Below are 22,345 nucleotides of genomic sequence, written 5' to 3' on the forward strand. Positions count from 1 at the left end.
GCGGATCAGCCGGTGCGGGTGGGGAGGGCGACGCCGGTGAGCGTCTCGGCGACCTGCCAGAGCCGGGCGTTGTCGGCGGCGACGAGGGCGCGAGCCGGTGGGGTCGCGATCTTGGTAGGACCGACGAGACCGCCGGCCTTGCTGGGGCCGTAGTAGATCCCGGGTGTGGCGGCCGGGTCGGCGATGGCGTGCAGCAACGGCTCGGTGCCCTGCTCGACACCCTGCTTGGGCAACGGGTTCAGTCGCTGCGCCAGCCGCTGGGACCAGGTCAGCCCGTCCTGGCCGAGACTGGCTCCGGCGATCATCAGGTTCGTCCGGGTGAAGCCGGGGTGGGCGGCCGTGCTGAGCAGGTTCCAGCCGCGTTCCTGGGCGACCACAGCGAGCTGCTGGGCGAACATCAGGTCGGCCAGCTTCGACTGGTTGTAGGCCAGCGTCGGGCGGTACCTGCGCTGCTCCCACTGCAGATCGCCGAACTCGATCCGGCCGAAGTTCGCCGCACCGCTGGCCATCGTCGCGACGCGGGGTGCGGGTGCCGCCAGCAGGATCGGCAGCAGTCGCAGGGTGAGCGCGAACGGGCCGAGGAAGTTGCTGCCGAACTGCAGCTCGAACCCGTCCGCCGTCGTCTGCCGGGTCGGCGGGGCCATCACGCCGGCGTTGTTCACGAGTACGTCCACCGGGCGGCCGTCGGCGACCAGCCCGTCGGCGAACGCCTGGACGGAGCCGAGGTCGGCCAGGTCGATCCGGCGGACCTCGAGCTCGGCACCCGGCTGCGCGGCGAGGATCTCGGCCCGGGCGGCCTCGCCCTTCGCGGGAGTCCGGACCGCGAGGATCACCTTGGCCCCCGCGCCGGCGAGGCGCCGCGCGGTCTCCTTACCGGTGCCGCTGTTCGCGCCGGTGACGACGGCGAGTCGGCCGGTCTGGTCGGGGACGACGTACATGAGCTGCTCCTGGGAATTAAAAGACTGCCGGTCTGTTACGCAGCCCAAGTTAACAGACCGCTGGTCCGATAACAACAGACCGGTGGTCTGTAGACTGCCGGGGTGACGACCTTCCTGCGAGCGCGCAACGACGAGCAGCGGGCCGAGCGGCGCCGGGCAATCCTCGCGACGGCGGCGACGATGCTGACCGAGGCACCGGTCGCACACCTGACCCTGAACGAGCTCAGCCGCCGCGTCGGGCTGGCGAAGTCGAACGTGCTCAAGTACTTCGAGTCCCGCGAGGCGGTCCTCCTCGAGCTGGGCACGACCGAGATGGACGCCTGGGCCGTCGACCTGGAGCGGGCGCTGGCTCCGCTCGATCCCCAGCAGCCCGCCGACGAGCGGGCCGCCGCACTGACCGAGGCGGTGGTGTCGACGCTGGCAGCGCGGCCGATGCTCTGCGATCTGCTCAGCGCGCAGGCCGCGGTCCTGGAGCACAACATCTCGACCGAGCTGGCGCTGCGTTTCAAGCGGGCGACGGCCGCCAACTACCAGGTCCTGCTCGGGATCGTTCTCGGCGCGCTGCCGGAGCTCGGTGACGAAGGCGCGGCGACGTTCGTCGCGACCGCGGGCATCATGGCCGGCGCGACCTGGACGCACGCCCATCCGGCCGAGGCGATCCGCGCCGCCTACCAGGCCGACCCGGCCCTCGGTCCGCTCCAGGTCAGCTTCGACCGGACGCTCCGCAGGACGCTCGACGCCACGCTCCACGGCCTTCTTCCCCGCTGAAACGGGCTGTTCCGCAACTCTCGGGGAATCCTTCGGCGGCTGGTTCCGGACCGTCACACGGCCTTGACGTACCGGTGGCAGGGCACCGGGATACTGCCGCCGTCGACCGCGGCCGGGTAGTCGAAGGCGCCGTCGTCGGTCCAGCCGCTGCGCTCGTAGAACCGGCGGGCCCGGGCGTTCCCGGTGGCCACGGCGAGCCACGCCTGCGTGTGCCCACCAGCCCGGACCTGGCGCTCCGCCTCGGCCAGCAGCAGGCCCGCGACCCCCGAACCACGGTGGTCCCGGGACACGTACACCTGCTCGACCTCGGCGCCGGCCACGATCACGAACCCGGCGACCTCGTCCCCGGCCACGGCCACCGTGGTCTCGCCGAGCCGCTCCGGCACCCGGGTCTGGAACGACTCCGGGGTCCGGACAGCGACCAGCTCGTCCGGGACGTGACCGAGGTGGCCGTCGCCCCATCCGGCGTACCAGATGGCGGCGACGGCGTCCGTGTCCCCGGTCCCGGCGGCCCGCAGCGTGATCGTCATGGCCTCACTGTACGGACCGCGGTGGCCTACTTCGGGTCGTAGCCGAGGTTGGGCCGGAGCCAGCGCTCGACCTCGGCGACGTCCAGGCCGCGGCGCCGGGCGTAGTCCTCGATCTGGTCCTGACCGAGCCGGCCGACGCTGAAGTACCGCGACTCGGGGTGCTGGAAGATCAGCCCGCTGACCGCGGCGGCCGGCGTCATCGCGTACGAGTCGGTCAGGCCGAGGCCGATCTTGTCCGCCTCGAGCAGCTCGAACAGCACCTTCTTCTCGCTGTGGTCCGGGCTGGCCGGATACCCCAGCGCGGGCCGGATGCCACGGAACCGCTCGGCGTGCAGGTCCTCCAGGACCGGCTCCGCGTCCGGCTCGAACCAGGCCCGCCGGGCCTCCAGGTGGATCCACTCGGCGAACGCCTCGGCGAGCCGGTCGGCCAGCGCCTTGACCATGATCGCCTTATAGTCGTCGTTCTTCGCCTCGTACTGCTTGGCCAGGTCTTCGGCGCCGTGGATCGCGACCCCGAAGCCACCGAGGTGGTCACCGGCCGGCGCCACGTAGTCGGCCAGGCAGCGGTTGTGCCGGCCGGCCGGCTTCTCGGTCTGCTGCCGCAGCATCGGGAACGACGCGTCGATCCCGTCCAGCAGGATGTCGTCGCCCTCGCTGTGCGCCGGCCAGAACGCGTACACGCCCTCGGCGGTGAACGAGCCGTCCGCGATGATCTGGTCGAGCAGCGTGTTCGCGTCGTCGAACAGCTCGCGCGCGACCGGCTGGTCCAGGATCGCCGGGTACTTGCCCTTCAGTTCCCAGGCCAGGAACAGGAACTGCCAGTCGATCATCGCGCGCAGCGTCTCGATCGACGGCGAGACCCGGCGCAGTCCGGTGAAGGCCGGGACCGGCGGCTCGCCGTGCTCCACCGGCTCGGCGTTCGCCCGGGCCTGCTCGACGGTGAGCAATGGGCTGCGCTGCTTGTTCGCGTGCTGCTCGCGGAGCCGGTCCTGGTCCTCACGATTGCTGACGGCAAGCTTCTCGGACCGCTCCGGGTCGAGCAGGTCGGAGACCACGCCGACGACCCGGGACGCGTCCAGCACGTGCACGGAGGTGTTCTCGTAGACCGGGGCGATCCGGACCGCGGTGTGCTGCTTGGAGGTGGTCGCACCACCGATCAGCAGCGGGAGCTTCAGCCCGCGGCGCTGCATCTCCTCGGCGACCGAGACCATCTCGTCCAGCGACGGCGTGATCAGCCCGGACAGGCCGACCGCGTCGGCGCCCTCGGACACCGCGGTGTCCAGGATCTTGGCGGCCGGCACCATCACGCCGAGGTCGATGACCTCGTAGTTGTTGCAGCCGAGCACGACGCCGACGATGTTCTTGCCGATGTCGTGCACGTCGCCCTTGACCGTGGCCAGCACGACCTTGCCCTGGCCGCGGACCATCTCGGCCCGACCCTCCCGGCGGGCCTGCTCCTTCTCCTCCTCCATGAAGGGCTCCAGGTAGGCCACCGAGCGCTTCATCACCCGGGCGCTCTTCACCACCTGGGGCAGGAACATCTTGCCGGCCCCGAACAGGTCGCCGACGATCTTCATCCCGTCCATCAACGGGCCCTCGATCACCTCGAGCGGCCGCGGCAGCTGCTGCCGGGCCTCCTCGGTGTCGGCCTCGATGAAGTCGACGATCCCGTGCACCAGCGCGTGCGACAGCCGCTCCTGGACCGTGCCCTCGCGCCAGGACAGGTCGACCTCGCGCTTCTTGCCCTTGCCGCTGACCGTCTCGGCGAACGTCACGAGCCGGTCGGTGGCGTCCTCGCGCCGGTCGAACAGGACGTCCTCGACCAGCTCCAGCAGGTCCTTCGGGATGTCCTCGTACACCGCGAGCTGGCCGGCGTTCACGATGCCCATGTCCAGGCCGACCTTGCCGGCGTGGAACAGGAACGCCGAGTGCATCGCCTCGCGGACCACGTCGTTGCCGCGGAACGAGAAGGACAGGTTCGAGATCCCGCCGCTGATGTGGACGCCCGGGCAGCGCTCCTTGATCAGCGGCAGCGCGTCGATGAAGGCCTTGGCGTACCCGTTGTGCTCGGCGATCCCGGTCGCCACAGCGAGGACGTTCGGGTCGAAGATGATGTCCTCGGCCGGGAAGCCGACCTGCTCGGTCAGCAGGTCGTACGCGCGGGCGCAGATCGCCACCTTGCGCTCGGTGGTGTCGGCCTGGCCGAGCTCGTCGAACGCCATCACCACGACGCCGGCGCCGAAGTCCCGGATCCGCCGGGCGTGGGCGAGGAACTCCTCCTCGCCCTCCTTCAGGCTGATCGAGTTGACCACGCCCTTGCCCTGCACGCACTTCAGCCCGGTCTCCAGCACCGACCACTTCGAGCTGTCGATCATGATCGGGATCCGGGCCACCTCGGGCTCGGTCGCGATCAGGTTCAGGAACGTGGTCATCGCCTGCTCGCTGTCGAGCAGGTCGGCGTCCATGTTCACGTCGAGCAGGTTCGCGCCGCCGCGGACCTGGTCCAGCGCAACGTCGACGGCGGCCTGGTAGTCGTCGCCCTCGATCAGCCGGCGGAACTTCGCCGACCCGGTCACGTTGGTCCGCTCGCCGATCATCACGAACCCGGTGTCCGGGCCGATGCTGAACGGCTCCAGCCCGCTGAACCGGGTGTTCTCCGGCTTCGCCGCGACGGTCCGCGGCTGCAGCCCCTTCACCGCGTCCGCGATCGCGGCGATGTGCGCGGGCGTCGTGCCACAGCAGCCACCGACCACGTTGACCAGACCGGAGGTGGCGAACTCCTCGATGATCGCGGCGGTCTGCTCCGGGGTCTCGTCGTACCCGCCGAACGCGTTCGGCAGACCGGCGTTCGGGTGGGTCGCGACGTAGGTGTCGGAGAACCGGGCCAGGTCGACGACGTGCGGGCGCAGCTCCCTGCCGCCGAGCGAGCAGTTCACCCCGACCAGCAGCGGGTCGGCGTGCTCGATCGAGCTCCAGAACGCCTCGACCGTCTGGCCGGACAGGGTCCGGCCGCTCAGGTCGACGATGGTGACCGAGATCCACAGCGGCAGCTGCGGGGCGACGTCGCGGGCGGCGGCGATCGCGGCCTTCGCGTTCAGGGTGTCGAAGATCGTCTCGACCAGCAGCAGGTCGACCCCGCCCTCGGCGAGCGCGGAGATCTGCTCGGCGTACGAGTCGTACACCTGCTGGAAGGACACCGCCCGGTACGCCGGGTCCTCGACCCGCGGCGACAGTGAGAGGGTGACGTTCAGCGGGCCGATCGAGCCGGCCACGTACCGGCCGCCGGCCGCGTCGGCGGCCTGCCGGGCCAGCCGGGCGCCCTCGACGTTCATCTCGCGGACCAGCGACTGCAGACCGTAGTCGGCCTGACCGATGCTGGTCGCGGTGAAGGTGTTCGTGGTGGTGATGTCGGCACCGGCCTCGAGGTACTGCCGGTGGACGTCGAGAATGACGTCCGGACGCATCAGGTTGAGCAGGTCCGGATCGCCGGTGACGTCGTGGGTGTGGTCGACGAAGCGGTCGCCCTGGTAGTCGGCGGGGGTCAGCTTCGCCCCCTGGAGCATCGTGCCCCATGCGCCGTCCAGTACGGCCACCCGCTGGTTGAGCAGGTCTTTCAACGAGCTCATCGTCACCTACGCCTCCAGAAATCTCCGGAGGCGCCCTTGCGATCAGGATGCAGGCCGAGCGTGGCGGACCCTCCGGACCCGTTGCAGCGCCTCTCGACCTGGACGGTCCATGCTACCGGGTGGTGACACACGGCACAGAATCCCGGGACCAGTCGGTGAGACTCAGCCCGACCGCACCTTGGTCGGTTCGATCAGGCCCTGCAGTGCCGGGGCGTACAGGTCGGCGAGCTGGTCCGGCTCGGTGCTCGCGAGCAGGCCGGTCTTGTTCACCGCGAGGGCGGCGCCGAGGCCGAGCAGGTGGGCCACGATCAGCTCGGCCCGGAGCTCGCGGTCCGGGCCGGTGAGGCGGCCGGCGAAGGCGCGGACCACCTGGTCGCGGAAGCGCTCCCGGATCAGGGCGCGTTCGTCACCGCTCCCGGCCGCGAAGACGACCCGGACGAGCAGGTCGGAACCGTTGTCCCGGCGCCAGCGGACCAGGGTCAGGACCGCGTGCCGGCCGAGGTCGGGGTTAGGGGCCGCGAGCAACAGTTCGGCCGCTTCGCCGAAGTCGGCGACGGCGTCGAACAACGACTCCTTGCCGCCGAAGTGCTTGACGATGAGCGAGGCGCTGACGTTCGCGTCGGCCGCGATCCCGCGCAACGTGACCGCGGCGTACGGCTGCCGCGCGAACGCCTTGCGCGCGGCCCGCAGGATCGCCGTCCGGCTCGCGTCGGTCACGTCGGCCGGCCGGCTTCGGCGAGATCGGCGGCCGGGCGTACCGCTGCGCCCGGACGGCGGGCCGGGATCAGCAGGGTGAGACCGACGGCGGCCAGCGCGGCCAGGCCGGCGATCACGAACACGGTCAGGTACGCCGACAGCTTCGGCGCGGTCCGGCCGCTGTCGGTGAGCACGAGGTTCGTCAGCACGGTCGCCACGATCGCGCTGCAGACGGCCTGCCCGATCGTGCGCATCAACGTGTTCAGGCCGTTCGCGGCGGCCGTCTCGGTCACCGGGACAGCATGCATGATCAGGGCCGGAAGTGCCGAATACGCGACCGCGGTCCCGGCCGCGACCACGGTGGCCCCGGCCACGATGGCGGCCAGGTTCTCGCTGGTGAACAGCCGGACCACGTACCCCGCGGCCATCAGCGCGGCCGCGATCGCCAAGGTGAACCGCGGTCCGCGAGCCGCCGAGATCCGTGCCGACACAGGCGAAAGCAGCACCATCGCGACCCCACCGGGCAACAGGCACAACCCGCTCACCACGATCGATGCCCCGAGCCCGTACCCGGTCCACGTCGGCTCCTGGACCAGCTGGGCGGTGGACAACGAGTTGGCGTAGAACGCGAACCCGATCAGCAACGCGGCCAGGTTCGTGAACAGGACAGCGGGTCGCGCCGAGACCCGGAGATCCACCAACGGCGTGGCGTTCCGCAACTCGTACAGCACCCACAACCCCACGACCACGAGCGCGCCGCCGAACAACCCGAGGGTGAGGGCCGACGACCAGCCCCACGCGCTCCCCTTCGACACCGCGAGCAGCAGGCAGACGAGGAACGCGCTCAGCCCGAGTGCCCCGAGAACGTCGAACCGCCCGCTGGTCCGCAAGGTGGACTCGGGCACGATCAGCAGTACGAGCACGATGTCGAGCAGGCCCAGACCGGCGCAGATCCAGAACATCGCGTGCCAGTTCGCGTACTCCACCACCAGCGTCGCGGCCGGGATCCCGAACGCGGCGCCGACCCCGAGGGTGGAGCTCATCAACGCGATCGACGGGATCACCCGCTCGGGCGGCAGTTCGTCCCGCAGGATGCTGATGCCCAGCGGGACGACGGCGACCGCGGCCCCCTGGAACGCCCGGCCCGTGATCAGCAGCGCCAGGTGCGAGCTGGTCGCGCAGAGCAGCGAGCCGAGCACCATCGAGGCCAGCGCGATCAGCAGGACCCGGCGTTTCCCGTACATGTCACCGGCCCGGCCGAGCAGCGGCGTGAACACCGCACCGGTCAGCAGCGTCACCGTGACCAGCCAGCTGACGTCCGCCGGGTGGCTGTTGGTGAGAGCGGGCAGCTCGGGCAGCAACGGCACGACGATCGTCTGCATCACCGAGACGAGCACGCCACACGAGGCGAGCGCGGCCAGGATCAGGCGCGGGTGGGCAGCGGGACGGACGGTCAAGGCGGGGCATCCTCACGACGGACCGCGCGGTGGGCGTCCGCGCCGGGGTGAACAGCTGTTTACCCGTCCACAGTAAACAACTGTTCACCCCAGGGCCAAGTGATTTCACGAGCTGGTCGCGGCCGGTTGATTGGCCCGCGGGATCCGGGGCGAAGTGGACCAGTCCGCCGGGCCGTACGGCTTCTACCGTGGCAGCGTGACCGAATCCAGGCCGGCGAACCGGCCGCAGCTGCCCCTGCCGTACCTCGAGTTCCTTGCTCAGCTGGATCGGCGGTGGCGCGGATGAGCCGGGTGTTCGTGGCCGGCGCGACCGGGGTGGTCGGGCGGAACCTGGTCCCGCTGCTGCTCGCGGCCGGACACCAGGTGACCGGGCTGACCCGGCGCGCATCCGACGGCGAGACGCTCCGCCGGTTGGGCGCGGAGGCGGCGGTGGCCGACGTGTACGACGCCACGCCGCTGGCCGAGGTGGTCGCGGCGGCGAAGCCCGACGTGGTGATGCACCAGCTGACGGATCTCGGCGGCGGGGACTTCCAGGCGAACTCCCGGATCCGCGAGGTCGGGACCCGGAATCTCGTGGACGCAGCGCTGGCGGCCGAGGTGGGACGGGTGATCGTCCAGAGCATCGCGTGGGTGTACGAACCCGGCGATAGCCCTGCGACCGAGGACACCCCGCTCGATCTGGAGGCATCGTCGGAGGCTCGGGCGCGGACCGTGGGTGCGGTGGCGACGATGGAGGGCATCGTGGCGGAGGTCCCCGAGTCGGTGGTGCTGCGGTACGGGCTGCTCTACGGGCCGGGGACCTGGTACCGCGAGGGCGGTTGGATGGACGAGCAGGTCCGCGACGGTCGGTTGAAGCCGACGGCCGACATCAGCAGCTTCCTCCACGTCGCGGACGCCGCATCCGCAGCCGTTGCCGCGCTCATCTGGCCGACCGGCGTGGTCAACATCGTCGACGACGAACCAGCGCCGGCCTCCGAGTGGGTTCCGGTCTTCGCCAACTCGGTCGGCGCGGTGAGCGACAGGCCGGGCGCAGCTGCCGGTACGAGGAACGGGTGGGCGCGCGGTGCAGACAACACCCGGGCCCGCGAGCTGGGCTGGCGGCCCGTCCACCGGTCGTGGCGCGAAGGCTTCTTCGGCGGCTGAGCACAGCGATCGGGCCCGGCGCTCCGAGGGGGATGGAGGAGCCGGGCCCGATCGGTTGGGTCCGCTTTGTGGGGGAGGGTCAGCGGACCGGTCCGGTGGTCAGTTCGATGGTTTGCTGGTGCTGTTGGCCGTCCTGGCCGGTCCAGGTGACGCTCACCTTGTCGCCGGGGTGGTGCTGGTTGAGGGTGCCGGCGAGCGCGTCCGGCGAGTCGATCTGGTGGCCGTCGACCTCGGTGATCACGTCGCCCGCGCTGAGACCGGCCGCGGCGGCCTTGCCGCCGGCGAGTACGTCGTTGACGACCGCGCCCTCGCCGGAGCCGGTGTCGGCGACCGAGATGCCGAGCATCGGGGTCTCGCCGATGTGCACGTCCGACGAACCGTTGCCCGCCTCGATCTGGTCCACGATCGACAGCGCCTGGTTGATCGGCACCGCGAAGCCCTGCGCACTCCCCTGCCCGCTGCCCTGACCGTCACTCTGACCGCCATCGCCTTGGCCGAAGCCGCCGTTGCCCTGACCCGAGCCGTCACCGAAGCCGCCGTTGCCCGAGCCGTCGCCGAAGCCGCCGTCGCCCTGGCCGGAGCCGTCGCCGAAGCCCGGCTGGCCCGGGGTGTACGCGGTCTGGCCGGGGGCGCCGTTGCCGCCGTTGTTGCCACCCGAGCCCGCGGTGTCGACGCCGATCACCTCACCCGAGGCGTTCGCCAGCGGACCGCCCGAGTCGCCCGCCTGGATGTTCGCGTCGGTCGCGATCAGGCCGGTCAGGTTCTCCGGGTCGGAGCCGCCCTCGTCGGTCGCGGTGATCGCCTGGTTCAGCGCGGTGACCTGGCCCGCGGCGTAGCTCGGCTGTCCGCCGACGCCGCCCGCGTTGCCGATCCCGACCACCTGGTCACCGACCGCCACCTTCGACGAGTCGCCGGTCTTCGCCGTCTGCAACCCGGAGGCGTCCTTCAGCTTCAGGACCGCGATGTCGTGCGCGCTGTCGTACCCGACCACGCCGGCCTGGTACGTCCTGCCGTTGCCGATGTCGGTCACGGAGATCTGGGTGGCGCCCTCGATCACGTGGTGGTTGGTGAGGATCTCGCCGTCGGACGTCAGCACGATCCCGGTCCCCGCGGCCCGTGCGCCCTCGTACCCGAGCACGGTGTTCACGTCGACCAGGCCGGGCGAGACCTGGGCCGCGACCGAGGCCGGGGTGACCACCTGCGCGAGCTTGGCCGAGTTCGCGGCCTCGTGCTGGTCGATCCCCCAGGCGAGCGAGCCGGCGACCACGACGGCGGCCAGACCGAGCGACCCGATCAGCAGCGGCAACCGCTTCCGCCGGCGCGGCGGCTGGTGGAACGGTCCACCCGGAGCCCCGCCCCACGGACCGTACTGAGCCGCGTACGGCGGGTACCCCGGCTGCCCGGCCGGCTGGTACGCGGGCTGTCCCTGCGGGGTTCCCGGCCCGTACTGCGGCCCGTACTGCTGCTGATCGTTCATGGCTCCTGGCGCCTCCTCAACCTGTCCTGAGATCGAGTAGACCTCGGCACCCTGAGAGTTCCATCGGACCAACAGAGGAAAAGGCTGAGAATTCGCCGTGACCCCCGGCACACCGCAATTCCGGTGCCTAGAGCAACGAAATGGCCCCGTCGATCAGCGCGTTCACCTCGGCCGGGCACTCCAGTGCGGCCAGGTGCGCGGCGGCGGGCAGGACCACGAACTCCGCGCCCGGGATCGCCTCGGCCATCACCCGGGTCTCGGCGACTCCGAAGGTGGCGTCCTCGGCCCCGGCGACCACCAGGACCGGCGCCGTGATCCGGCCGAACAACGCCCGCTGGTCCGGCCGCCGCGGTACCACGCTGGTCACCGCGTGCCGCCCGGACGCGATCGCCACCCGCCGGACCGATTCGTTGACCGCGGCAACCACCTCGGGTTTGTCCCGGCGCGCGGTCGGACCGAGGAACGCGTCGATCACCGGCCGGACCAGCGGTCCCCGCACTCCCCCGAGCACCCGGGCCGCCCCCGTCAGCGCGGCGTACTCGGCCCGCTGCCGGCGGCCGGCCGGGGACGCGGTCGCGTTCATCAGGACCGCGGCCCCGACCCGGTCCGGATACCGGGCCGCGAACGTTCCGCCGATCATCCCGCCCCACGAGTTGCCGACGACGTGGACGCGGTCGAGCTCCAGCGCGTCCAGGATCTGCGCGATCACCCGGGCGCACTCGTCGAACGTGAACGGCCGCGTCAACGGACTCGATCCGCCGTGTCCCGGCGGATCCACCAGCACCACCTGGTACCGATCGGCGAAGTGCTCGACCTGTCCCCGCCAGAGCAGCCCGTCCATCAGCAGGCTCGGCCAGAACAGGATCGCCGGACCGGACCCGGCCACCCGCAACCGGATCCGGCCGAGCACGGTCTCGGCGTAGCGGTCCTCCATGACTCCCCTCACCACGACGGGTCCTCGACAACGGTCTCAACGACGCAGCGACGCGACGGTCTCGGCCAGCAGGTCGACGCCCTCGACGACCGCCTTCTCGGTCAGGCCGCCGTACCCGAAGACCAGGCCCTCCGCGCGCGGTGCGCCGACCCAGTACGGCCGGAGTCCGTAGACGCCGAGGCCGCGCTCGCGGGCCGCCGCCGCGACCGCGTCCTCGGACAGGTCGGGCGGTAACCAGGTCAGCACGTGCAGCCCGGCCGAGATGCCAACCGGTTCCAGCTCGGGCAGCCGCTCGGCGAGCCGGTCCACCAGGGTGTCCCGCAACGCCCGGTACCGCGGCCGCATCCGGCGCAGGTGCCGGTCGAACTCCCCGCGGGCGACGAAGTCCGCGAAGGTGAGCTGGTCCAGGACCGGCGAGCCGCGATCGTCGGCGAACTTGGCCGCCGCCATCGGCTCGACCAGGTGCCGCGGCAGGATCAGCCAGCCGAGCCGGAGCCCCGGCGCCAGCGTCTTGCTCGCCGTCCCCGCGTACACCACGTGCTCCGGCGCCAGCCCCTGGATCGCGCCGATCGGCTCCCGGTCGTACCGGTACTCCGCGTCGTAGTCGTCCTCGATGATCAGCGCGTCCCGTTCGGTCGCCCACGCCACCAGCGCCGCCCTCGTCCCGGCCGACGCCACCGCCCCGGTCGGGAACTGGTGCGCCGCGGTCACCAGGACCACGTCCGCGCCGGACTTCTCCAACGCGGCGACGTCGATCCCCGACTCCAGCACCGGGACGCCGACGGTCTCCAACCCGGCCGCGGTGGCGACGTCCCGGAGTTCGTTGTCGGACGGATCCTCGACCGCGAGCCGCCGACGGCCGAGCTGGGCCAGGACCTGGAGCAACAGCCGTGATCCTTGCGCGAATCCGTTGGAGACCAGCAGGTTCTCCGGCCGCCCGGAGGTACCGCGGACCCGGTTCAAGTAGTCGGCCAGCGCGATCCGCAGCTCGTCGGCGCCGCGGCCGTCCAGGTACGCGAGGCTGAGGTGCGGCATCTCGGCCAGCACCTTCCGGACCGAGCGCAGCCAGGCCGCGCGCGGGAACTGCGAGACGTCCGGCCGGCTGTACCGGAAGTCGATCCGCGGCACCGTGATCTCGACCGGCGGCGGGCTCGGCTCGGCCGCGCGAACGGCGGCGGGAGCGACCTGGGTGTAACCACCGCTCCGGCTGACCAGGTACCCCTCGGCGACGAGCTGCTGGTACGCCTCGACCACGACGCCCCGGGACAGGCCGAGATCGGCCGCGAGCGCGCGGGTCGACGGCATCACCGTGTCGGCCCGGAGCAGGCCCTGCCGGATCCGGTCCCGGATCCCACCGGTCAGCTGTTGGTGCAACGGCACCGGGTCGGCGCGGCGGAGCTCGACCAGCAGCTCACCGGCGGTGGCGGAATTGGTCCTGGATCGGCTCACAGAACTGGACCTTAGCGACGGACCGCTGCGCTGTCAGGGTGATGACATCGATTTGAAAGCGGCAGCTGGTTCGCTGCGGTAAGCAGGTGAGCGCTGTCCGAGGGGCGAGGGAGAGACCGATGGAGCTGTTGCACCCAGGGGACGCCGGCTACGACCAGGCGCGGATCGTGTGGAACGCGATGATCGACCGGCGACCGGCCGTGATCGCTCGGTGTCACGGCACCGCCGACGTGGCCGCGGCGGTCCGGTACGCCCGGTCCGAGGGGCTCGAGATCGGCGTGAAATGCGGCGGCCACAGCATCACCGGCCACGCGGTCCCCGACGGCGGGCTGATGATCGACCTGTCCCCGATGAGCGCCGTCAGCGTCGACCCCGACGCGAAGCTCGCCCGGATCCAGGGCGGCGCCCTGCTCGGCGAGCTCGACCGCGCCACCCAGAAGTACGGGCTCGCCACCACCGCCGGCAACGTGTCGCACACCGGCGTCGGCGGGCTCACGCTCGGCGGCGGGATGGGTTGGCTGGCCCGGATGCACGGGCTCGCCTGCGACAACGTCGCGCGGTACGAGGTGGTGACCGCGGACGGCGAGGTGGTCACCGCGAGCGCGACCGAGAACGCGGACCTGTTCTGGGGACTGCGCGGGGGCGGCGGGAACTTCGGCATCGTCACCGAGTTCGAGTTCCGGCTGCACGACATCGGGACCCGGACGCTGCTGGCCGAGTTCGGTTTCGGCGTCGACGAGGGCTTCGACGTACTCCGGGCCTGGCGCGACCTGAACGCGACGGCCTCCCGCCGGGCCACGTTCAAGGCGTACCTGGCCCACCAGGAACTCGTCCTCGGTTTCGTCTGGATCGGCGATCCCGCCGAGGCGGCCGGCCTGGTCGAGGCGTTCCGCGGGCTCGGCACGGTCGTTGCCGAGAGCATCGAGGAGATGTCGTACCTGGCCCTGCAGACCCGGGAGGACAGCCTGCAGGGACACCGGTACCGCCGGTACTGGAAGGGGCACTACTTCTCGGACCTGTCCGACGACGCGATTCGCGCGTTGCTCGACGTCGTCCCCGGGACCGCCGCGTCCCTGCAGGCCTACGGCGGCGCCATCGCCGACGTGCCCGAGGACGACGCCGCGTTCAGCCACCGGGACACGCAGTACGAGTTCGTCAGCTCACTGCGCTGGGACGACGCCGCCGAGGACGCCGACCGGATGGCCGCGGTCCGCGAGTACGCCGGCCGGCAGGAGCCGTACACGGTCGGGCAGTACGTCAACACCCTCAACAACGAGGGCGTGGGCCGCGCCTACTCGCCGGGCAAGCTGGCCCGGCTCACGGCGTTGAAGGCCAAGTACGACCCGGCCAACGTCTTCCACCTGAACCAGAACATCCGGCCGGCCTGAGCCGGGAAGCGGTCAGGCGCGTTCGAGGACGACGATCCGGATCGGCCGGTCGGTCCGGGTCGTGTAGGTGTCGTAGTCGGGCCAGACCTCGGTCATCAGCGGCCAGATCCGGGCCTGCTCCTCGTCGGTCGCGGTCCGCGCGTGGGCGGCGAACCGGTCCGCCTTGACCTGCACCTTCACGGCGGGGTCGGCCTGCAGGTTGAGGTACCACGCCGGGTCCGCCTTGGCCCCGCCGTTCGACGCGACGATCGCGTACCCGCCGTCGACCTCGCGGAAGATCAGCGCGTGCTTGCGCTCCTCGCCGGACTTCCGGCCCACCGTGGTGAGCACCAGGATGTGGGCCCCGTGGTCGCCCCAGTCGTACCCGACCTCGCCGTCGGTCTCCTCGTAGCGCTGGACGTGTTCCGCACCGTACACAGTCGATCTCCTCTCGTCATGCTGGACGCTGAACGTAACCCCGATACCCGCTTCCGCATTCCGTCCTCAGCGCCGGGTCGGGACCGGGATCCGGGCCAGGTCGGTGGCGACCACGATCTCGCCGTCGAACTCGGCCGCCGCCTCGGCGTGGAAGAGGGCCAGGTCGGTGTACCGCTGGGAGAAGTGGGTGAGGACCAGTTTGCGGACGCCGCACTCCTGCGCGACCCGGGCGGCCTGGCGGGCGGTGAGGTGGCCGAACGTCCGGGCCAGGGTCGCCTCGGTGGACAGGTACGTGGACTCGATCACGAGCAGGTCCGCGCCGTCGGCGAGGTGGAACACGTTCTCGCAGAGCCGGGTGTCCATCACGAACGCGAACCGCTGGCCGGGCCGCGGTTCGCTGACGTCCTCGACGGTGACGGTCCGCCCGTCGATCGTCAGGGACCCGGCGCGCTGCAGTTCGCCGATCGCGGGACCCTCGACGCCGTACCGCGCGAGCCGGTCCGGCAGCATCCGGCGACCGTCGGGCTCGATCAGCTGGTACCCGAAGGCCTCCACCGGATGCTCCAGCCGACGCGCCCACAGCTGACCGAACGGGCCGACCGAGAGCAACCCGTCCTCCTCCACCGGCTCCTCCCGGAGCTCGGCCCGCTCGTAGAAGGACGCGGCGTACCGGAGTCGCTCGAAGTACGCCTGGCCGGACGCCGGATAGTGCGCGTGCACCGGATGCGGGACGTCGTCGAGGGACAGCCGCTGGACGACCCCCGGTACGCCGAGGCTGTGGTCGCCGTGGAAGTGGGTCACGCACAACCGCGTGATCGCGCCGGCCGCGACCCCGGCGTACAGCATCTGCCGTTGGGTGCCCTCGCCCGGATCGAACAGGAAGCCGTCGCCGTCCCAGCGCAGGAAGTACCCGTTCTGGTTGCGGTCCCGGGTCGCCACCTGGCTCCCGGTACCGAGCACGACCAGTTCACGCACGGGCCCAGCCTAGCGAAGGCGCCTTCCGTCAGGGCTGTGGTTGCTTTGGGCAATCAGCTCAGCGCGGCCACCAGGGTGCTCGACGAGATGTTGCCGCCGCACGACACCACGGCCACGCGCTTGCCCGCCAGCTCCGCCCTGCGGACACGGGTGGCGGCGAACGCCATCGCCGCGGATCCCTCGATCAGCTGGTGCTCGGTGTCGATCACCGTCCGCAGCGCGGCGCGGATCTCGTCCTCGGGCACCAGGACCCAGTCGTCGACCAGGTCCCGGCACAGCTCGAAGGTGACGCTGCCCGGCTCGACGCTACCGGCCGTCCCGTCGGAGAGCGTGTCGTGGCCCTCGACCTGGACGATCTGCCCGGCCGCGACCGAAGCCGCCATCGCCGCGTCCTGGGCCGGCGACGCGCCGTACACCGTGAGCTCGGGGAAGTGCTGCTTCAGCACGGCCGCGACCCCGCTGACCAGGCCACCACCGCCGACCGCGACGACCACCGCATCCAGCGATTCGCCTGCCAGCTGGTCGATGATCTCCACCCCGGCCGTGCCCTGCCCGGCGATGATGTCGGGGTCGTTGTACGGCGAGACGTAGGTGAGGTCGTGCTCGGCGGCGTACGCGCGCGCCTTCGGTTCGAGGATGCCCGAATCGGTGCCCTCGGCCCGCAGTTCCAGGCCGAACCGGCGCAACGCGGCCACCTTCGACGGCGACGCGTTCTCCGGCAGGTACACGATGCCGTGACCGCCGAGCGAAGCGAGCGCGTTGCCGACCCCGAGCGCGTGGTTGCCGGTCGAGGCGGTGACCACGCCGCGCTGCCGCTGCTCGTCGGTCAGCGTGAGGATCTTCGCCATCGAGCCGCGCGCCTTGAACGAACCGGTGCGCTGCTGGTGCTCGCACTTCACCAGGACCTCGGCCCCGAGCTCCTCGCTGAACGCGGCGAACCGGCTCAGCGGCGTCACCGGCAGGTGCTCGCGCAACCGCGGCGCGACGGCGTGCGCCCGCTCGGCCACGGTCTGCGCGGTGAGCGGTCGCGAGTGGTCGTACTCGGTCATGCTTCTCCTCTCCACTTCCCCCAGCATGCGGTACACCCCGGACGGCGAACGCAGACGGTAGGTTGTAGCTCCCCGGCGGAGGGACGATCCGTGCCAGCGGCCATCGGGAGTCACCCGACCGAGGCGGAGTCCGCGGAGGAGGTACGTCGTGGTCGGTGACGCGCTGTGGACCGGGTACCGGTACCGCGAGGTGGACGCGGACGGGTGGTCCACGTTCTGGCGGCTCGACCCCCGCGGGCAGGACTTCGGTCTGCACGACTGGCGCGGGTACGCCGATCGCCCGGGGCACCGGCTGTGGTCCCGCGCGGCGACGCCGGCCGGAGTCCGCGCGATCTGGCGGACGACGGCGCGCTCGGTCAGCCTGGAACTGCGGGCCGCGCTGGACATCTACACCAAGATCGCGCCGGTCGACTTCCTGGTCGGTGGGGAACTCCACCGCCGGTGCGAGGTCGGGACCGGCGACCAGGTGATCACGGTCGAGTTGCCCGGGGACGAGGCCGAGCTGGAGATCTGGCTCCCGCACGCCGGCGCGATCGCGGTCCGCGCGGTCCGCTTCGACGGCGAGGCGGTACCGCAGCCGCCGACCGGGCCGCGCTGGATCACCTACGGCAGCTCGATCACCCAGTGCGCCGGCTCCGACGGCCCGTCCGAAACCTGGCCGGCCTTGGTCGCTCGGCGGCACGGCTGGGACCTGGTCGCGCTGGGTCTTGCGGGCGAGTGCCACCTGGACCCGATCGCGGCCACCACTCTCCGCGACACCCCGGCCCGGCTGATCTCGCTCTGTCTGGGCATCAACATCTACGGCGGCGCGACCTTCAGCGGCCGTACCCTCCCCGGCCAGGTCGAGTCCTTCCTCGCCACGGTCCGCGAAGGCCACCCGCATACGCCGCTGGTGGTGATCACCCCGCTGACGGCACCCGAGCTCGAAGGCAAACCCAACGCGGTAGGCCTCACCCTCGACGACATCCGGGCCGCCGTCGAAAGAGGAGCCCGCCACCTGGCCGACCCCAACCTCCACCTCATCGACGGCCGCACCATCCTCACCCCGGAAGAAGCCGGCACCCACTACGAGGACAACGTCCACCCCAACCCCACCGGCTACCACCTGATAGCCGACCGCCTGGCCCCTCTGCTGACACTCCCCCTCTGAAAAACAACAACCCCTCGACTCCTGCGGGGAGGGCCGAGGGGCTGTTGGTTGGATTGACTACTCGCGGTTGAGGCTGGTGCCGAGGGCTTGCCAGTCGAGGACCGGGGCGGCCAGGTCGCGGATGGTGGCGAGGAGGCCCAGACGGGCTGCTCGGACCTCTTCGTCTTCGGCCATCACCAGGATCTCTTCGAAGAACGTGGTGACCGGGTCCACGAGGACCGAGGCGGCCGCGACGAAGTCCGCCAGGGAGCTCGGGGCCTCGCCGACCTTCTCGACCGCCTGGTGCAGCGCTTGCTCGGCCGGCTCGGTCAGCTTCGACGGGTCGTACTTGGCCTCGACGTCGGCCGGGACGATCCGGCGGACGCGCTGCAGCACCGCGACCAGGTCCGCGAAGCCTTCCGTCGCGACCTGGCGCTGCAGCTCGGCCAGGGTCTCGTCCGCGATCGCCGGCGCCATCGCCAGCGGCAGGACGGCCGCGACCTGCAGGTGGTCGTGGTCGCCGTCGACCAGCTGCTGCTCGTAGCGCCGGACCGCGAAGTCCGCCACCTCGCCGAGGGCCTTCTCCGGCACCTCGATGCCCTGAGCAACGATCTGCTCGGCGGCCGCCGCCAGCCCGACCGGCAGCGTGATCGCGCGCAGCTCCGGCTGGTCCCGCAGGATCGCGACCACACCGGCAGCCGCGCGGCGCAGACCGAACGGGTCCGAGCTACCGGTCGGGGTCGCCCCGATCGCGAACAGCCCGGCCAGCAGGTCGAACCGGTCGGCCAGTGCCAGCAACGCGCCCGGTACCGTCGACGGCGTCGGGTCACCCGCGGACCGCGGCAGCTCCATGTCGTACAGCGCCTGCGCGACCGCCTCGGTCTCGCCGGCGCGACGGGCGTACTCGCGGGCCATCGTGCCGGCCAGGCTGGTCAGCTCGACCACCATCTGCGACCCGAGGTCGAACTTCGCCAGTTCGGCGGCCCGGCGCAGCGTGGTCAGGTCGTCCCCGTCCAGCCCCACCGTCTCGGCCAGCGACTCCGCGATCCGGCCGATCCGGGTCGCGCGCTGCGCCATCGAGCCCAGCCGCTCCTCGAACGCCAGCTTCTCCAGCTCGGCCTTCATCGTCTCCGGGCTGGTCTGCAGGTCGGCCTTCCAGAAGAAGTTCGCGTCCTCGTACCGGGCCCGCAGGACGCCTTCGTTCCCGGCCCGGACCGTGTCCTCGTCGACCGCGCCGTTCGCGACCGCGACGAAGTACGGCAGCAGCTTGCCGTCGGCGTCGCGCACCGGCAGGTACCGCTGGTGCTTGCGCATCACGGTGGTGAGGATCTCGGCCGGCAGCTCCAGGTAGTCGGCCGAGTAGCCGCCCCGGATCGCGGTCGGTTCCTCGACCAGGTTGACGATCTGGTCGACCAGCGCGGCCTCACCCTCGACGTCGACGGTGCCGTCGACCTCACCGGCCAGCCGCTGCGCGTCGGCGACGATCCGCTCCCGCCGGCGGGCCGGGTCGGCCTCGATGCCGTGGATCCGGAGCAGGTCCAGGTACCCCTCGGCGGCCGCGATCTCGACGGTCGGCTGGGCCGCGGTCCGCAGTACCCGGGTGGTCCGCCCGGTGGCCAGCGACGACACCGCGACCGGGACGACCTGGTCGCCGAGCAGCGCGACCAGCCAGCGCACCGGCCGGGTGAAGGACAGCTTCGCGTCGTTCCAGCGCATGTTCTTGTCCGAGCGCAGCCCGCTGACGATCTCGGCGAGCACCCCGCTCAGCACCTCGGCGGCACCACGGCCCGGGTCCGGCTTGGTGACGGCGACGTACTCGACGCCGTCCACGTCGAGGTCGTGCAGCTCGCCCACCTCGACGCCCTGGCCGCGGGCGAACCCGGCGGCCGCCTTCGTGACGTTGCCCTCGGCATCGAACGCGGCGGACTTGCGCGGACCGCGGACGACCCGCTCGGCGTCCGGCTCCATCGCCTGCACCTCGGTGACGTACGCGACCACGCGGCGCGGGGTGGCGTACGTGCTGATCCGGCCGTGGCCGAGCCGGGTGGCGGCCAGCTTCTCGGTCAGCGCGGTGCGGACCGCGTCGGCGGTCTTGGTGACCTCCGACGGCGGCATCTCCTCGGTACCGATCTCGAACAGCAGCTGCCGGGTCCCGCTGACCTTGGGGTACTCGGCCGGCTCGGGCGCCGCGGCCGGCAGCTCGGCCAGGCCCAGCGGGTGCTCGAGCTCGGCCCGCCGCTCGGCCCACAGCTGGGCCACCTCGCGGGCCAGGCCGCGCATCCGGCCGAACGCCTTCGCGCGCTCGGTCGTGCTCACCGCGCCGCGGGCGTCCAGCACGTTGAAGGTGTGCGAGCAGCGCAGCACGTTGATGTGTGCCGGGACCGGCAGCCGGGCGTCGAGCATCCGGCGCGCCTCGCTCGCGTACTCCTCGAACAGCCGCTTCTGGCTGTCCACGTCGGCGTCGTCCAGGTAGTACCGGCTCATCTCGTACTCGGCCTGGCCGAACGCCTCGCCGTAGGAGATGCCGGGCGCGTAGGAGATGTCCTTGAAGTGCGAGACCCCCTGCAGCGCCATCATGATCCGCTCGATGCCGTAGGTGATCTCCACCGACACCGGGTCCAGCGTCATCCCGCCGGCCTGCTGGAAGTAGGTGAACTGGGTGATCTCCAGACCGTCCAGCCAGACCTCCCAGCCGAGTCCCCAGGACCCGGTCGCCGGGTTCGCCCAGTTGTCCTCGACGAACCGCACGTCGTGCGCGTGGATGTCGATGCCGAGCGCCTCGAGGCTGGCCAGGAACAGCTCCTGCGGGTTGCCCGGGTCCGGCTTGAGCACCACCTGGAACTGGGTGTGCGTCTGCAGCCGGTTCGGGTTCTCGCCGTACCGGCTGTCGTCCGGCCGCACGCTGGGCTCGACGTACGCCACCCGCCACGGCTCGGGACCGAGGACCCGCAGGATGGTGGCCGGGTTGAGGGTGCCCGCACCCACCTCGGTGTTGAACGGCTGCACGACCATGCAACCGCGATCGGTCCAGTACTTCGTCAGCGCGAGCAGCGCGTCCTGCATCGTGAGCACGACAACAACCTCGGGGTCGGGGATCTCCTGATCCCGGCGGACGGCCGGGACCGACCACCGGATTCTATTCGCCCCCGCGCGATGGTCTCACCACGAGGCGTCAGCAGGGTGATCTGGCCTAGACTGCCGACGTGACGAGCCCCAGACACGCAGGCGTCGTTCACTAGCCTGCCCGTTCCCGCTCCCCGGCGCCATCCGGCCTCCGGGTGAGCCGCGCTGCCGTCCGGCGGCGCTGCCCTCGTCACTCCTTCCGGCAGGAACGGTTCCATGACTTCGCCACGGATTCTCACCGTGGACGACTCGCTGCGGGCGAAACACGCGCTGCGGCTGATCGACCACGGACAAGCTCTGCTTTGGCAGGGCGACTTCCACAACGCCCGCCAGCTCCTCACCGCCCTCGGCCGACGACTGCCGGTCAGCGGTGCCACCTTCACCGAGTACCGCGCCGCACAGGCCCGGCGGACCGCGGTACTCAACGCGCTGTACGTCCCGCTGCTCGATCTGACCGTCCCGCTGAGGCGTGCCCCTGACGTGCGGACCGCGTGCCTGCACGCCTACGGTGAGACACCACCGTCGGCCATGGTGCCGTTGCGCGAGCTGCTCGGCGTGATCGGTGCGCATCAGCTTTACCTGCGCGGCATCGACGTACCGGCCGCGGGTGGCCGGATCCACCCTTGGTACGGCGTGTTCGCGCCCACCCGGCCGGAGTACCTCGAGCTGGTCGCGCGCTGTCCGTTGCCATCAGCAACCACAGTGGTCGACCTCGGGACCGGGTCCGGGGTGCTGGCCGCGATCCTGGCTCGACGGACGACGGCGCGGATCGTCGCGACCGACCTGAACCCGCGAGCGGTTGGGTGCGCGCGGGAGAACGCCGAGCGGCTCGGGTTCGCCGACCGCATCGACGGACGCCGGGTCGATCTGTATCCCGCCGGACGTGCTGGGTTGATCGTCTGCAACCCACCTTGGCTGCCGGCTCAGCCGCAGTCGCCGCTCGACCAGGCCGTGTACGACGAGGACGGGCGGATGCTGCGCGGGTTCCTCGACGGTCTCACCGCGCATCTCGAACCGGGCGGCGAGGGCTGGCTGATCCTGTCGGACCTCGCCGAGCACCTCGGTCTGCGGACCAGGTCCGAGTTGCTCCGCGCCTTCGACCGGGCGGGCCTGAAAGTCGCCGGCCGGCTCGATGCCGCCCCGACTCCCCGGAGACGCGACAGCGACCCGTTGTCGGCGGCCCGGGCGCGGGAGGTGATCTCGTTGTGGCGGCTGTGTCCATAACGGCGTCCCTCGTTCGTCGTGA

Annotated in this window: 17 protein-coding genes; 5 read left to right on the plus strand and 12 right to left on the minus strand. The window is 71.4% G+C overall.

Annotated elements, in window-relative coordinates:
- Positions 1 to 5: 5 nt before the first annotated feature.
- Positions 6 to 938, minus strand: a complete 933-nt coding sequence (locus FB561_RS00910) for an SDR family oxidoreductase (RefSeq protein WP_145801992.1) — start codon at positions 936 to 938, stop codon at positions 6 to 8.
- Between the two features lie 102 nt (positions 939 to 1,040).
- Between FB561_RS00910 and FB561_RS00915 the strand changes: the two genes are divergently transcribed.
- Positions 1,041 to 1,706 (plus strand): TetR/AcrR family transcriptional regulator, encoded by a 666-nt coding sequence (locus FB561_RS00915; RefSeq protein ID WP_145801995.1) that lies wholly within the window; start codon positions 1,041 to 1,043, stop codon positions 1,704 to 1,706.
- Positions 1,707 to 1,759: 53 nt separating this feature from the next.
- Here FB561_RS00915 and FB561_RS00920 read toward each other — a convergent pair whose 3' ends face one another.
- The 4 genes from FB561_RS00920 to FB561_RS00935 all read right to left on the minus strand — a co-directional run bounded on the left by FB561_RS00920 (position 1,760) and on the right by FB561_RS00935 (position 8,015).
- A complete protein-coding gene (locus tag FB561_RS00920) occupies positions 1,760 to 2,236 on the minus strand; it encodes a GNAT family N-acetyltransferase (RefSeq protein WP_145801997.1) in 477 nt (158 codons plus the stop codon).
- A 26-nt stretch (positions 2,237 to 2,262) separates the two neighbouring features.
- Positions 2,263 to 5,862, minus strand: coding sequence for a methionine synthase (gene metH / locus FB561_RS00925; protein WP_145801999.1), 3,600 nt, complete (start codon positions 5,860 to 5,862; stop codon positions 2,263 to 2,265).
- Between the two features lie 162 nt (positions 5,863 to 6,024).
- Positions 6,025 to 6,579, minus strand: coding sequence for a TetR/AcrR family transcriptional regulator (locus FB561_RS00930; protein WP_145802001.1), 555 nt, complete (start codon positions 6,577 to 6,579; stop codon positions 6,025 to 6,027).
- Positions 6,576 to 8,015: an MFS transporter gene (locus tag FB561_RS00935; protein ID WP_238334593.1), complete on the minus strand. Its 1,440-nt coding sequence runs from the start codon at positions 8,013 to 8,015 to the stop codon at positions 6,576 to 6,578. Before FB561_RS00935 ends, FB561_RS00930 begins: the two co-directional genes overlap by 4 nt.
- A 282-nt stretch (positions 8,016 to 8,297) precedes the next feature.
- Between FB561_RS00935 and FB561_RS00940 the strand changes: the two genes are divergently transcribed.
- Positions 8,298 to 9,158 (plus strand): NAD-dependent epimerase/dehydratase family protein, encoded by an 861-nt coding sequence (locus tag FB561_RS00940; protein WP_145802003.1) that lies wholly within the window; start codon positions 8,298 to 8,300, stop codon positions 9,156 to 9,158.
- A gap of 79 nt (positions 9,159 to 9,237) precedes the next feature.
- Here the strand turns inward: FB561_RS00940 and FB561_RS00945 are convergent, their stop codons facing one another.
- The 3 genes from FB561_RS00945 to pdxR all read right to left on the minus strand — a co-directional run bounded on the left by FB561_RS00945 (position 9,238) and on the right by pdxR (position 13,018).
- Entirely contained in the window at positions 9,238 to 10,635 is a 1,398-nt protein-coding gene (locus FB561_RS00945; protein ID WP_145802005.1) for a S1C family serine protease, read from the minus strand.
- Between the two features lie 127 nt (positions 10,636 to 10,762).
- A complete protein-coding gene (locus FB561_RS00950) occupies positions 10,763 to 11,584 on the minus strand; it encodes an alpha/beta fold hydrolase (protein WP_202880515.1) in 822 nt (273 codons plus the stop codon).
- 21 nt (positions 11,585 to 11,605) lie between these two features.
- On the minus strand, positions 11,606 to 13,018 hold the full coding sequence (pdxR, locus tag FB561_RS00955; RefSeq protein WP_145802006.1) for a MocR-like pyridoxine biosynthesis transcription factor PdxR: 1,413 nt from the start codon (positions 13,016 to 13,018) through the stop codon (positions 11,606 to 11,608).
- A gap of 119 nt (positions 13,019 to 13,137) precedes the next feature.
- Here pdxR and FB561_RS00960 point away from each other — a divergent pair, with 119 nt between their 5' ends.
- Positions 13,138 to 14,406 (plus strand): FAD-binding oxidoreductase, encoded by a 1,269-nt coding sequence (locus tag FB561_RS00960; protein WP_145802008.1) that lies wholly within the window; start codon positions 13,138 to 13,140, stop codon positions 14,404 to 14,406.
- Between the two features lie 12 nt (positions 14,407 to 14,418).
- Here the strand turns inward: FB561_RS00960 and FB561_RS00965 are convergent, their stop codons facing one another.
- From FB561_RS00965 to FB561_RS00975, 3 genes are all read right to left on the minus strand, one after another.
- The gene (locus tag FB561_RS00965; protein ID WP_238334594.1) at positions 14,419 to 14,823 is read right to left on the minus strand and encodes a nitroreductase family deazaflavin-dependent oxidoreductase; all 405 of its coding nucleotides are present in this window, start codon (positions 14,821 to 14,823) and stop codon (positions 14,419 to 14,421) included.
- Positions 14,824 to 14,889: 66 nt separating this feature from the next.
- Positions 14,890 to 15,798, minus strand: a complete 909-nt coding sequence (locus FB561_RS00970) for a ribonuclease Z (protein WP_145802012.1) — start codon at positions 15,796 to 15,798, stop codon at positions 14,890 to 14,892.
- A gap of 53 nt (positions 15,799 to 15,851) precedes the next feature.
- Positions 15,852 to 16,847, minus strand: a complete 996-nt coding sequence (locus FB561_RS00975; protein WP_145802014.1) for a threonine/serine dehydratase — start codon at positions 16,845 to 16,847, stop codon at positions 15,852 to 15,854.
- Positions 16,848 to 16,995: 148 nt separating this feature from the next.
- Here FB561_RS00975 and FB561_RS00980 point away from each other — a divergent pair, with 148 nt between their 5' ends.
- Positions 16,996 to 17,997, plus strand: a complete 1,002-nt coding sequence (locus FB561_RS00980; protein WP_145802016.1) for a GDSL-type esterase/lipase family protein — start codon at positions 16,996 to 16,998, stop codon at positions 17,995 to 17,997.
- 57 nt (positions 17,998 to 18,054) lie between these two features.
- Here FB561_RS00980 and FB561_RS00985 read toward each other — a convergent pair whose 3' ends face one another.
- Positions 18,055 to 21,039, minus strand: a complete 2,985-nt coding sequence (locus FB561_RS00985; RefSeq protein ID WP_202880788.1) for a glycine--tRNA ligase — start codon at positions 21,037 to 21,039, stop codon at positions 18,055 to 18,057.
- A gap of 276 nt (positions 21,040 to 21,315) precedes the next feature.
- On the opposite strand from FB561_RS00985, the gene FB561_RS00990 reads away from it, so the two are divergent.
- Positions 21,316 to 22,323 (plus strand): methyltransferase, encoded by a 1,008-nt coding sequence (locus FB561_RS00990; protein WP_145802020.1) that lies wholly within the window; start codon positions 21,316 to 21,318, stop codon positions 22,321 to 22,323.
- Positions 22,324 to 22,345 lie beyond the last annotated feature (22 nt).

Origin of the sequence: Kribbella amoyensis (assembly GCF_007828865.1) — a bacterium.
Lineage (GTDB): Bacteria > Actinomycetota > Actinomycetes > Propionibacteriales > Kribbellaceae > Kribbella > Kribbella amoyensis.